This is a genomic window from Acinetobacter sp. ANC_7654 (assembly GCF_056779855.1).
Window position 1 is genome coordinate 16,247 of sequence record NZ_JBWYIR010000002.1, and the last position, 13,243, is coordinate 29,489.

At 40.5% G+C, this 13,243-nt stretch carries 11 protein-coding genes; 5 read left to right on the top strand and 6 right to left on the bottom strand.

Annotated elements, in window-relative coordinates; translation table 11 throughout:
- Positions 1 to 21 precede the first annotated feature (21 nt).
- The 4 genes from tssM to AC1M86_RS02265 are packed head-to-tail and all read left to right on the top strand — an operon-like array spanning position 22 to position 5,912.
- Positions 22 to 3,861, top strand: coding sequence for a type VI secretion system membrane subunit TssM (tssM, locus tag AC1M86_RS02250; RefSeq protein ID WP_481590192.1), 3,840 nt, complete (start codon positions 22 to 24; stop codon positions 3,859 to 3,861).
- 43 nt (positions 3,862 to 3,904) lie between these two features.
- Positions 3,905 to 4,864 carry a type VI secretion system-associated protein TagF gene (gene tagF, locus AC1M86_RS02255; protein WP_481588748.1) on the top strand — a complete coding sequence of 320 codons (960 nt, stop codon included), beginning with the start codon at positions 3,905 to 3,907 and terminating at the stop codon, positions 4,862 to 4,864.
- Complete coding sequence (locus tag AC1M86_RS02260) at positions 4,864 to 5,622, top strand: OmpA family protein (protein WP_092766604.1); 759 nt, start codon at positions 4,864 to 4,866, stop codon at positions 5,620 to 5,622. The genes tagF and AC1M86_RS02260 overlap by 1 nt, the downstream gene beginning before the upstream one ends.
- A 23-nt stretch (positions 5,623 to 5,645) precedes the next feature.
- Positions 5,646 to 5,912, top strand: coding sequence for a PAAR domain-containing protein (locus AC1M86_RS02265; protein ID WP_092766603.1), 267 nt, complete (start codon positions 5,646 to 5,648; stop codon positions 5,910 to 5,912).
- 135 nt (positions 5,913 to 6,047) lie between these two features.
- On the opposite strand, the gene AC1M86_RS02270 is transcribed toward AC1M86_RS02265, so the two are convergent.
- From AC1M86_RS02270 to ribF, 5 genes are all read right to left on the bottom strand, one after another.
- Positions 6,048 to 6,590 carry an NADPH-dependent FMN reductase gene (locus AC1M86_RS02270; protein ID WP_481588750.1) on the bottom strand — a complete coding sequence of 181 codons (543 nt, stop codon included), beginning with the start codon at positions 6,588 to 6,590 and terminating at the stop codon, positions 6,048 to 6,050.
- Between the two features lie 120 nt (positions 6,591 to 6,710).
- Positions 6,711 to 7,193, bottom strand: coding sequence for an FKBP-type peptidyl-prolyl cis-trans isomerase (locus AC1M86_RS02275; protein ID WP_035270560.1), 483 nt, complete (start codon positions 7,191 to 7,193; stop codon positions 6,711 to 6,713).
- Entirely contained in the window at positions 7,186 to 7,728 is a 543-nt protein-coding gene (gene lspA / locus AC1M86_RS02280) for a signal peptidase II (protein WP_035270556.1), read from the bottom strand. The genes AC1M86_RS02275 and lspA overlap by 8 nt, the downstream gene beginning before the upstream one ends.
- Positions 7,721 to 10,567 carry an isoleucine--tRNA ligase gene (gene ileS / locus AC1M86_RS02285; RefSeq protein ID WP_481607150.1) on the bottom strand — a complete coding sequence of 949 codons (2,847 nt, stop codon included), beginning with the start codon at positions 10,565 to 10,567 and terminating at the stop codon, positions 7,721 to 7,723. Before ileS ends, lspA begins: the two co-directional genes overlap by 8 nt.
- A gap of 61 nt (positions 10,568 to 10,628) precedes the next feature.
- Positions 10,629 to 11,630 carry a riboflavin biosynthesis protein RibF gene (gene ribF / locus AC1M86_RS02290; RefSeq protein WP_481607151.1) on the bottom strand — a complete coding sequence of 334 codons (1,002 nt, stop codon included), beginning with the start codon at positions 11,628 to 11,630 and terminating at the stop codon, positions 10,629 to 10,631.
- Between the two features lie 189 nt (positions 11,631 to 11,819).
- On the opposite strand from ribF, the gene AC1M86_RS02295 reads away from it, so the two are divergent.
- Positions 11,820 to 12,389 (top strand): 5'-methylthioadenosine/S-adenosylhomocysteine nucleosidase family protein, encoded by a 570-nt coding sequence (locus tag AC1M86_RS02295; RefSeq protein WP_481607152.1) that lies wholly within the window; start codon positions 11,820 to 11,822, stop codon positions 12,387 to 12,389.
- A gap of 77 nt (positions 12,390 to 12,466) precedes the next feature.
- On the opposite strand, the gene AC1M86_RS02300 is transcribed toward AC1M86_RS02295, so the two are convergent.
- Entirely contained in the window at positions 12,467 to 13,081 is a 615-nt protein-coding gene (locus AC1M86_RS02300) for a TetR family transcriptional regulator C-terminal domain-containing protein (protein WP_481607153.1), read from the bottom strand.
- Positions 13,082 to 13,243 lie beyond the last annotated feature (162 nt).

Below are 13,243 nucleotides of genomic sequence, written 5' to 3' on the forward strand. Positions count from 1 at the left end.
TACGAAAAAAATGAGAATACAATGCACACGATATTAGGCTATGTATGGCAGTACGTTTCAAACCCAAAGGCAATCATTGCATTGTCATTGTTTGTTGCCTTAGTGTCTGCCTATCACACGATACCTAGACAGTATTTCTGGCCGCTTGCGGTGGCTTATGTACTGGGTCTAATCGGTTATGGAATCTATTGGTTCATTCAACGCAAACGCCATGAGAAGCAAGGGGAAGAATTGGCGGAAGCAATCGAAAAAGATACCCAAGCTGAGTATGGTAAGCAGAAGGATAAAGATGAACTACAATTGGTTCATCAACAGATGAAGGATTCAATTCAGCTCATTCGTAAGTCAAAGCTGGGTGATAAAAAAGGGAATGCAGCGCTATATGAGTTGCCTTGGTATATGGTCATTGGTAACCCTGCTGCCGGTAAGAGTTCTGCCATTTATAACTCGGGCTTAAAGTTCCCATTCGAAGAAACGCATAAAAATGCAGTGTCTTCAGGTTTGAGTGGAACACGTAATTGCGACTGGTTTTTCTCAACAGAAGGGGTGTTGTTGGATACTGCTGGTCGTTACTCAGTCTATGCAGAAGATCACTCTGAGTGGATTGGTTTTTTGAACTTGCTCAAAAAAAATAGATCTAAAGCGCCGATTAATGGACTGATTGTCACCGTCAGTATTGCCGAGTTAGTTAGCCAAAGTCCTGAAAAATCTTTGAAACTCGCTAAAAACTTGAGAGCACGTATACAAGATTTGACGGAACGTTTAGAAATCTTTGCACCTGTGTATTTGGTGTTTTCTAAAATGGATTTGATCGCAGGATTCACTGAGTTTTTTGATTGTTATGATCAGGATGAATTTGACCAAGTTTGGGGAGCAACGCTGCCTTATAATCCAGATTCATCTGAAAATGCTGTTGATCTATTCGAGCATCATTACAATATTTTGTATGATGGATTGAAAAGCGTAAGTACGACTCATTTAAGTCGCCGTCATGCACAGAATATCTCACCAAGTGTGATGACTTTTCCGCTTGAGTTTAAGACTTTAAAACCAGCACTCAAAACTTTTATAGGAACACTATTTGAGGAAAATCCGTATCAGTTCAAACCTGTATTCCGTGGTTTTTACTTCACCAGTGCCTTACAAGAAGGAACGATCGAGAGTCCAATGACGGAGCAAATTGCTCAAGAATTTAGACTTCAGAAAATTCCGAACAGCGAACATGGTATTCCACAAAATTCTGTATCACAGAATCATGGGTATTTCTTAAAGGGATTATTTTCAGATGTCATTCTGAAAGATAAAAACTTGGTGAAGCAACATATTAACCCGGCGAAAAAGCGCCAACGTTATTTGAGTTTTATTGCAGCTTTACTTGGGGTATCTGTAATTTTAGGCCTGTGGGTGTGGTCTTACCGTAACAATCAACAGTTGATCGCAGATGTTCAAGCTGATCTGAATAAAGTGATGCAAATGGAGCAGGCATCAGGTCAGCATTTGGCGACACAGCTCGACTCGTTACTAATTTTACAACAGCGTTTAGAACAGTTAGATCAATTTGAAGAAGATCGTCCATTAAAGTTTGGCTTTGGTTTGTATCAAGGCAATGATCTGCGGGAAAAACTTAAAACCGAATATTTAAATGGTGTGCGACAAATTGTTTTAGAACCATCTCAACAAAATATTGGTCAGTTCTTGCAACGTGTAAAAAATAATGAAGCGACACTAAAAGAAAATCACGTTAATGTTGAAATTCAGCAAGTATCGGCTAAACCTGCACAAAATGCTTTGGAACCTTCTGATTCGAATCCCCAAGATGCTTACAACGCATTGAAAGCTTATTTGATGATGAGCAATTCAAAATATATGGAAGCAAGTCATCTGAGTGATCAGGTTACGCGCTTTTGGCGTTCATGGTTAGATGCCAATCGTGGACAAATGCCACGTGGTGAAATGATCCAAAAAGCGGAGCAGGTGCTGACCTATACCATGACATTGGCGAATGATCCAAAATTCCCACAGTTGTCAGCGGATGCGCAATTGGTTGATCAAAGCCGACAAGTATTGTTGGCGGTGATGAAGGGGATGCCAGCACGTGATCGAGTTTATAATGAGATCAAAATGCGTGCTGCTGTACGATATCCAGCAGTGACAGCAGCTCAAATTGTAGGTGAGAACAATCGTAGTGCCGTATTAGGTTCTTATGCTCTTCCTGGGGTATTTACATATAAGGCATGGAACGAATATATCGATCAAGCCATTGATGAAGCTGCGAATAGTCCGACAGACAGTCGTGACTGGGTGTTGAACAGCAATCAATCAGATGACCTCACCTTTAGTGGTAGTCCAGATCAAATTCGTAAGCAGCTGACTGAACTCTATAAGAAAGAATATATCGCAGAGTGGCGTAAATTCTTGAATGGAATTTATTATGCAAAACAACCTGATTTTGCCCAGCAACATAAAACAATAGATTTATTGGGTGAGCCTCAAAACTCCCCGATACGTTTGCTCATTGAGCATACAGCGAAAGAAACCAATTGGGATAACCCTGTGGTTCAAGCGGAATTGGCTGCTCCACAAACAGGATTTATCGCTTGGTTTAAACGTAAGGTTCTTCGTCAAGATAATACCAATGAAATTCAACGTGCAGCTGAGCGCGCCCAAGGTGCTATCTCAAAAGAATTTAACGTTTTTTATCAGTTGGTTCGTAAACGTGATGATCAGCAAAATAAATCATTACTTGATGAGTATTTAGAAAATCTCGCACAGGTACGCAGTAAGTTTAATGATCTCCGAAATGCAGGGGATATTGGCCCAAATGCGATGGCTTTGGTAAAACAAACCATCAATGAACAAACCTCAGTATTTAATACTACGCAAAAACTTGTCGATGAAAAACTGACGGTCGGTCTGAATGATATTGACAATAAGCTCATTCAAAAGCTTTTGGTGAGTCCACTGACACAATCCTTTGCAAGCTTAATCACGCCAGCACAAGATGAGATTAATAAATTATGGGTGATGCAAGCTTATCAACCGTTTAATCAGACTCTGAGCCAAAAGGTTCCATTCAATACCTCGGCTTCAATCCAAGCGACGAGTAGTGAAATCGGTCAAATCTTCGGTGAGGGCGGTAGTATTGCCAATTTTGTTAAAGAAACGCTCGATCCATTTGTGATTCGTCGTGGCTACACACTGACTTCTAAAACGTGGAAAGACCAAGGCATTATCTTGAATCCACAATTTGTGATGAGTTTCCAACGCTATGTTTCACCACTTAACGGTGTAGCTACAGGTACTTTGTCACAAGGTTCTGCGCCTGCTGCGACCAATCAGTCCAACTTCCAATTCTATCCATTGTCTAATCCACAGTTGCTGTCTTATACGATTGATATTGATGGTCAACGTATGGTCTTTGAAAATGGTATCCAACAGTGGGTGAACTTTGTTTGGCCGAATACTGGTGCTATTCCTGGAGCACGTATTACTGCAGTCGATCTCGAAGGGAAAACGCATACGATTTTTGATGCACCAGGTGAATACGGGATCAATCGTTTGATCGACTCTTCGCAACGTCGTGATCAAAATGGTGTCATCGAAATGACTTGGGCAAGTGCTCAACAACCATCATTAGCGGTAAAAGTAAACTTTCGTTTGATCAGTGGGAATTCAGGTCAAGGTGGAACAGGCGTTGGTTCTAATCGTGATTTAAACGGTTTGCAATTGGTTGATAAGGTGACGACCAACAAGGCGACAGCACGTGTGGTATCTGCTCAAAAGGCACCAACACCAGCACCTCAAGCTGAGAATTCAACGAATACGGCATTGCAAAATGCAACACAAGGAGCACAGCCATGATGTATGGAGTACAACTTAAGATGGATCATCAGTAGGAGGCGATATGTACAGTGTGAAAACAATGCCTTTGTACTATGGTAAGAGTCCTGCTCGTGGCGATTTTCTGAAAACCAAAGGACAGTATTCTTTGATTCAAGTGATTGATCAGTGGATTACTGAAGCGCTTGAAATGGCAATGAGAAATCCAAATTTCGATCAAAATTATCAAAGTTTGGCATCATTAGATTTCTTTATTGCCAATCCGCGTGAAAATATGTTCTTGGTTGCAAACTTAGTGACCAGCCAAGACAGCTCAGGTCGTCAGTTTCCTATGGTGTTGAGTCACTTATTGGAAGTGGATGCACCCTACCAAAATTTGCTCTATGCACCTTATAGCTATAAGCCAGTTTTGATTGACTTATTTCAAAGAAACCGTGTGATTCGTCAAATTCGAGATGCTGATGATTTAATCGAAAAACTGGCTCAGCTCAAAAAAGAAATTCAAGTTCTTGATGTAACTGAATCAACCGCTTTTTTTGAAAATCACACCATGCATTCATTTGCACAAATGATGAAAATATCGGTCTATGAGCTTGCACAAAGCATGATTGGACTAGGTCTTTTACTCCAACCTGTATTAAAAAATGGAACGAGTAAACTGAATAAGGTGTTAATTTTACCAATTCACAACCCTAGTTTTTGTTATGAAATCGCAGCATTCTGGGTTAGTTTAATCGCAAGATTTTTGCCAAAACATAATACCGAAGTGTTAATTGGTATTCTTCATTCAGAACGTCCAGTTTTATTATTTGGCTTTCAGGGCGCAGATATTGAAGCATTAAGTGATATTTTCAATCAGAACTTAAGCTCTGAACATTGGGTTTCATTGGTACAAGCACAGTGGATTGATCGCTATTTGGAACAAAATGCAGGTCTTGCTGCACTCGAGCAATCTTTGTGCGAACGACAGTTGAGTTTAAATCAAGGAATGAAATTATTCCGACAGACTTTTATAGAAGAATAATGATGAAGAAAACCTTATTAAAGATTTCATTGCTTAGTTCGATATTGAGTATAAGTGTTATATCGTTCGCGAAAGAAATTATCGTTGAGGGAGTTGTTCCTAACGAGATGAGCAAACAGGCCATATTGAATAAAATGAAAGTGGTCTATAGCCAAGACCAAATTATCGATAAAATTCAGGTTCGTCCTGTCACTGCACCCAATGGATGGAGTGATTCCGTGACACAAGTCATTACACCTGATCTTAAAAAAGTTTCTCAAGGAAAATTGAGTGTAAGAGGAACACAAGTTGAGCTCACAGGTAAAGTCCTCAATCAAAATGATATCGTACCGACTCAAAATACATTTCAAAATTTAGTTGTGGCACCTTATCGCTTTAATGCACAGTTATCTGTGAATCATGCAGAACAAGCCATCATTGATAATGCTTTAAAAAATCGAATTATTGAATTTGCTTCTGGAAGTGCCACACTTTTACCAGCAGGCACACAAATTTTAGACGAAATGGTGGTTGCGCTAAACAAAGTTCAAGGCAAAAATGTCAAAATCATCGGACATACTGACAGTCAAGGTAATCCACAGAAAAACAAAGAATTGAGCTTGCAACGTGCGGATGCAGTAAAACAATATTTGATTGCCAAGAATATTTCACCTTCACGATTAAGTACAGCGGGTATGGGTGCTGATGAACCTGTTGCAGACAATGCAACGGAAGAGGGTCGTAAGAAAAATCGAAGAATCGAGTTTGAAGTTCAATAAAATATTATAAAAGGAACAAGTGTATGGCTTTCCCTTATATTACGATTGGCTCTCCAACCACTGGTGGTGGGCAGGTTATTTCAGCAAATAGTTCTTTCTTAATCGAAGGTAAGCCAGTTGCTTGTGTAGGGGATAAGGCCACCTGTCCTAAACATAAAACGGTGACGACAATTGTTGCGGGTGACAGCAAAATGGTTATTATGGGAAAACCCGCCGCACAGCATAATTCACCTTTGGCATGTGGATGCAAATGTATAGGGAATCAAAGTTTAACGGTTGGACAAAATTAGTTAATTCATTGGGATCTGTATCTAAAAAGAACCCTCTAATTTTAGAGGGTTCACTTTTTCAACTATAATTTTATCTCGATCAAAGTGTCTTCGGTATTTGTAATCGCGCACCTACTGATGATCTGAAGATGATTATTACGCACTTACATATTGCACAATTTTATCAAACGCAGATTTAAGCGCTTTGTCATCGAATTCATTGCCTTCGAATGTTTCATTGCGATTGCGTGCAAAAATATCGCGAATCTCAACCACGGCATTTGAGTCGACTAAACCTAATTGCGTAGCAACTTGACGGATTTGATCGATAGAGCGAGAGCCATTACTACCGCCATAACTGACATAAGCAGCAGGTTTTCCATTCCACTCTTTACCTAAATAGTCGAGTGCATTTTTAAGTGCAGGGCTGTATCCATGATTATATTCAGGACTAATAAATATAAATGCATCACCTTTCGCGATTTGAGCAGCCCATTCTTGTTGCTTAGGTTGATCATATATACCCGTTAGTGGTGGATTTGCTCCAGCGAAAAACGGTAAATCCCATTCTTTTAAGTCCACAATTTCTGTCTTAATCGTGCTGTAGTTATATGATGAAATCGTGTTTTGAACCCAATTTGCAACTTTAATGGCTGTGCGGCCTTCTCGAATGCTTCCCACAATAATTTGAATATTCACCAAATTTATCCTTCTATCTGTTATCACACTGACTTTAAAATGTTTTTTTTAAAAAAGGTAGATCGAAAATGTATCTAAAAAAAAGCGCCATAAGGCGCTTTTTTATGTACGAATCAGGCATTACATAATTTTGATGCCTTGCTGACCTGCTGGTGTTACTTTGAAAATTTCAACTTCAAAAGTAATGTCCTTACCAGCAAGCGGATGGTTAAAGTCGACCTCAGTGATATCATCACCAACCGATTTAACCACACCATATAATGACTGCTTTGCTTTATCTTCAAACTCAATCATTTGACCTTCAGCAGGACGTTGCTCAAATTTAACAGTATCAAATTTTTGCACGTTCTCTTGGTTCCAAGGGCCAAAAGCATCTTCAGCAGGTAAACTTACTGTACGACGGTCACCCGCGCGTAAGCCAAATAAAGCTTTTTCAAAACCAGGCAATAAGCTGCCATCACCTATCACGAGGCTTACAGGTTCTTCGCGACTACGGGTATTATCAATTTCAACACCATTTTCAATGGCTACTGAAAAGTGTAAATGTACTTTTGAACCCGCTTCAATGCGAGTATCTTCATTTGGATTAATAAAATCAGTCATTTTGCGCTTCCGCACGTTGAATACGATGTTTCTCTAAGAAAAAAGTATCGATCAGCATTAAGATGGTACCTAAAGTAATGGCACTATCTGCAAGGTTAAAAGCAGGGAAGTGGCTATTGTTATAGTAGACATGAATAAAATCTACAACATAGCCTAAACTTACTCGATCAATAAGATTACCAATCGCCCCACCTAAGATGAGTGCGATGGCTAAAGGCAATACTTTCATGTTTTTTGGCATACGCATAATCCAAAACACAAAAATAACCGAGACAATTCCTGCAAGTGATGTAAAGAAATAACGTTGCCATCCACCGGCATCGGACAAGAAACTAAAGGCAGCGCCGTAGTTATGTAGTAATGTCCAATTTAAAAAAGGTAAAACAGGTACAGGGTCTGCATAAGTCAGATGTGTACTTGCTATCCATTTAGTCCATTGATCCAAAATAATGGCAACAATAGACAATCCTATCCACCACAAATTGTGGGGATAGAATTGGAATAAACCTTTTTTATTATTTTGTGGATTAGGCATATTTTCTCTCTTCGCCTTGACCTGTAGGGAGGTTAATAATACAACGACCACATAGTCCTGGATGTGATGGATGTGTATTCACATCAGGCAGAACATGCCAGCAACGAACGCATTTTTCGCCGTCAGCAGCAGAAACTTTCACATTCAAGCCTTCTAAGTCAGATACTTCACCTTGTGCTGCATCGAAACTATTGACTATCACTTGTGAAGTAATGAGAACGAAACGAAGTTCATCGCCTAATTTGTCTAGAACGGCTTTAAGTTCATCATTCGCCCAAAGCTCAACCTTAGCAGACAAGTTTGAACCCACAGTTTTCGCACCACGTGCTGCCTCGATAAACTTATTCACTGCCGATTTCACATTGATCAATGTTTGCCATTCAGTTTCTGATACGACATTGGCACTTGATGCAGTCGGAATATCATACCATTCAGCAGTGAAGACATATTTCTCAGTTTGACCGGGAATCAATGGCCAAGCTTCTTGTGCGGTGAATGTTAAAATAGGTGCCATCCAACGTACAAATGCTTGAACCAAATGGTACAACGCAGTTTGTGCAGAACGGCGTGCTTGAGAATCTGCTTTGGTGGTGTACTGACGGTCTTTGATAATGTCTAGGTAGAAACCACCTAAATCGTTGATACAGAAATTCGTCAGCGCACTTGTCACGATATGGAAGTTCATATCTTCGTAAGCTTTCTTAATGGTTTCTTGCACTTCTGAAGCACGTTGCAAGATGTATTGATCAAGTGCAATCAAATCATCAATCGCTAAGCAATCAGTCGCAGGTTGGAAACCATTTAAGTTTGCTAACAAGAAACGCAATGTGTTACGAATACGACGGTAACCGTCTGAGGCACGGTTAAAGATTTCTTTACCTGCGGTCATTTCATAACGGTAGTCTGCAGATGCAATCCAGAAACGAAGGCCATCAGCACCCATATCTTTAATGATGTCTTGCGGTGTGATGACGTTACCGATCGATTTCGACATCTTACGGCCTTTCTCATCGACCACGAAGCCGTGTGTCAACAAGCCTTTATACGGTGCGCGTTCGTTGATTGCCATTGAAGTCAACAATGAAGATTGGAACCAACCACGGTGTTGGTCTGAACCTTCAAGGTACAAATCAGCAGGGTCTTGTAGCTCTTCACGTTCACGAAGGACTGCAAAGTGTGTTGTACCTGAATCGAACCATACGTCTAAAGTATCTCGAACAGCGTTATAGCAATCTGCATCATCACCGATGAATTCGCGTGCATCACGGTTATACCAACCATCAATACCTTCTTGCTCGATTAACTTCGCAACTTCTTCAATCAATTCAGGTGTACGAGGGTGTAACTCGTTAGTATCTTTATGAACGAAGAATGGAATTGGCACACCCCAAGTACGTTGGCGAGAGATACACCAATCTGGGCGACCTTCGATCATCGCTTGAATACGGTTTTTACCCCAATCTGGTACGAACTCAATATCATTTTCAATCGCGTTCAATGCACCTTGGCGTAGACCTTTGGCATCCATGCTGATGAACCATTGTGGTGTTGCACGGAAGATAATCGGTGTTTTATGGCGCCAGCAATGTGGGTAGCTATGTTTAATCACAACATGTGCCCAAAGTTTGCCTGCTTCAGTCAATGCTGCAATAATTTTTGGATTGGCTTTGTAGATGTGCTCGCCTGCAAAGAGTGGCGAAGTTGGTAGATACACACCATTACCACCGACTGGGTTTTCAACTTTTAAGTTGTACTGTAAGCCAACTTTATAGTCGTCTACACCATGACCTGGTGCAGTATGTACAGCACCTGTACCGCTACCGTCAGTCACGTGCTCACCTAAGATTACAGGCACTTGGCGTTCAGCGATCAGTGGGTGTTGCAGAACAAGGTTTTCAAGTTTTGCACCAGTGAATTCTGCAATGACTTCAAATGCAGTAAAACCATAACGCTGAATAGCTGATTCAACCAATGATTTCGCAAGAATGAAGTTTTGAGGTACTTTGTCTTCGCCAGTCGCTTTCACAAGTTGATATTCGAGATCAGCATGAAGCGCAACCGCTTGGTTGGCAGGCATGGTCCAAGGTGTTGTGGTCCAAATCACGATGTCGGTACGTTCAGCAATGTCTACACCCAAACGTGCAGAAAGGTCAGCTAAATCAACAACGCTGAAACCCACATCAATTGCGTCTGATTTTTTATCTTCGTATTCAACTTCAGCTTCAGCCAATGATGAACCACAGTCTAAACACCAGTTGACGGGTTTAAGACCTGGTTCGATATGACCTGCTTTGGCAATAGCACCCAATGAACGCACGATGTCGGCTTCTTGTTTGAAGTTCATCGTTAAGTACGGATTGTCCCAATCACCAAACACGCCCATACGCACGAAGTCTTTCTTTTGCAGTTCAACTTGTGTGTAAGCATATTCACGGCAGGCTTTACGGAATGTAGAAGCATCTACTTTTACGCCGACTTTACCGACTTTTTCTTCAACTTTAAGTTCAATTGGAAGACCATGACAGTCCCAACCCGGTACGTATGGTGCATCAAAACCATCCATCACTCGGCTTTTAATGATGATGTCTTTTAAGACTTTGTTAACCGCATGACCTAAGTGAATTTGACCATTCGCATATGGAGGGCCATCATGAAGCACATATTTTTTCTTGCCAATACGCGACGCACGAATCTGCTGATAAATGTTGTCGGCATACCACTCTTCTAACCATTTCGCTTCACGTACTGCGAGATTTGCTTTCATCGCAAAGTCAGTACCTGGGAGGTTTAGCGTGGCTTTATAGTCCACTGCATTTTCAGGAGTTTGCTTATCGCTCATGCAAGTTGTCTTCCAATTTAATCAGTCTAAAGCTGACGCGTTTTACAAAAATTAAGGAGTATTAATAAGGAAAGTTGGGGTTATTTCGGCGAAACTCAAGCAGTTGCTCAACATCATCATCGATCCCAGCTTTGAGTGCTTCTAGCGAAGGATAATTCTTTTCGCCATGAACAAAGTTCAAAAATGTTACCCGCATTAACAGGCCATACAGATTAGCAGAAACATCAGGGAAATGTACTTCTAATCGCCACTCTGGATGTTCCTGTTCGATGGCTGGTCGGGTGCCGACATGTCCTGCACCGAAAAGGGCTGTAGCCTCATAACCAGCAATACCTGGATATTCGGCATTTTCATTGCGAACTTTGTCTTTTAACGATTCTGTTTCACAAATCACTTCAACACCATAGATGCCATGCAAACAGGGCTTATGGCGGTTTAGACGAACATTGATAGTTGGAAAGTTAATGGTGCGACCGATTTGATCACCATATTGAACACGACCCGTAATGCTATACGGGCGACCAAGTAGCTCCGCAGCTTTTTTAAGATCACCTGCAGCCAAAGTTTGGCGTATTAAGGTGGAGCTAATACGCTCGCCATTCAGTTCAACGTTATCTAAATCGGTGACTTGAAAACCATAATCGCGCAAGAATTGGCTATTACCTTGTCGATTTTTACCAAAATGATGATCTTCACCGAGTACTAGGCTTTGGGTATTCAGTTTGTATTTTAGAATATCAGCAAACTCTTCCGCACTTAAATTACGGAATGTGTCATCAAATTTAGCAACAACTATATAGTCGATACCAAGTGCAGCCAAATGTTCCACTTTTTCACGTAATGAACTAATTCGTGGTGGTGCTTCGTAACTTTTAAAATATTCTAAAGGCTGTGGCTCAAAAATCATCACCACAGTTTTTAAATCTTGTTGTTGTGCTATGTCTTTTAATTGCTGAACCATCGCCTGATGACCCAAATGAACACCATCAAAATTGCCAATGGTGACGGCAGTTTTGGGCAATTGAAAGTTGGGCGCTAAAGCATTCAGACGGAGTAGCTTCATGGGCGAAATGGTGACTAAAATTAATTTGGGCTATATATTGCCATATTCTCACAGTTTCGTCTTGTTGTTGTGTTTTTATTCAATACTTTTCTTATTCTAGATCAAGATGCTTGAGTCATTAGATCAAAGAAACTTTTATTTCCGGATATATTTTTGTCTAATGTGTTCCATTCAATATTTAATGAGTAAGTGATGTCTGATCTAGCCCTAATTATGGCCTTAGCAAGCGAATCTAAAGGATTATTCGAAGCTGAAAATATTGCAGTACATTACAGTGGTATTGGTAAGGTCAATGCAGCATTTAAAGCTTTTGAAGTGATTCAAAAAACGGGATGCACAACTTTGCTGAATTTAGGAACAGCAGGAAGTTCGCATTTTGATGCGCATTCCTTGGTTGAAGTAACAACATTTGTACAGCGAGATATGGATGTTTCACCGCTTGGCTTTGAAGTTGGTGTTACACCGATGGATCAGGAATTTCCCGCAGCGATTAACCTAGAGCCGTATTTTCAACATCTTCCCAAGGGCATTTGTGGGACTGGCGATAGCTTTGAAACTGGTGAACCTAAGGTGCCATGTCAGTTGGTTGATATGGAAGGATATGCGCTCGCCAAAGTATGTAAGAAACTTGGCGTTCGTTTGATTTCAGTGAAATACATTACAGATGGGGCAAACGACACCGCACATTTAGATTGGGAGGAGAACTTGTTGTTGGGCGCTCAAAAATTATTGGCTTTATATCAGAGCGTGGAACACTAGATTTTGAAGATTTTGGCGACCATAGAAACTATGGTCGTATGCCAGAGATCAATCTCGAAGATATTTAGAGAAACCAATTATGATCGAGGTAAAATACCGTATAGCATCATATGGACTGTATGCTCGATGGTACGTTGATACATGGTGCGATTGCGTAAGGTTTTTCCCGTTACCATTTCGGTTTGGGTGCTAAAATCAGCATAGTTTTGTGTGATACCCCAAAGGTTAATAATTAAAACCTCAGCATCGATCTTGTCTGATATTTTGCCTTGCTCTTGCCACGTGGAAATGACTTTAGATTTACGTTTGAAGAGTTTTTTTAATGGGCCTTTCAAAATTGGCAGGATATGTGGTGCGCCTTGGATAATTTCTAAAGCAAATAATTTTGATGCCTTATGTTGAGTACGGGAAACCTCAATCTTTTGCATGAGATATTGTGTGATCGCTTCAGCAGGCTCTAAATCAGCTTCCAACATTTGCAGTGGAGCTAACCATTTTTGCATGACAGTAGTCAGCACTTCGACATAGAGCGCTTCTTTATTTTCATAGTAATAGAAAATATTCGATTTGTGCATTTCCGCGAGTTGTGCAATTTCATCTAAGCTTGCACCACTAAAACCATACACAGAAAACACATCTAATGCAGCAGCTAAAAGCTGTTGACGTTTTTGCGTACTCTTCTTTTGTTCCATCTCGTCAGTAAATTATAAAAAGGAACCTCAAATTGTACGGCAAAACGTGCGATTTGTGCACAAGGATTAGGCCATTTGCAAAAGAATATGAAGAATAATTGTGTAGTTAAGTGATAAAACTAATAATAAGACACATGTACAATTTATTTGATAAACAAATAC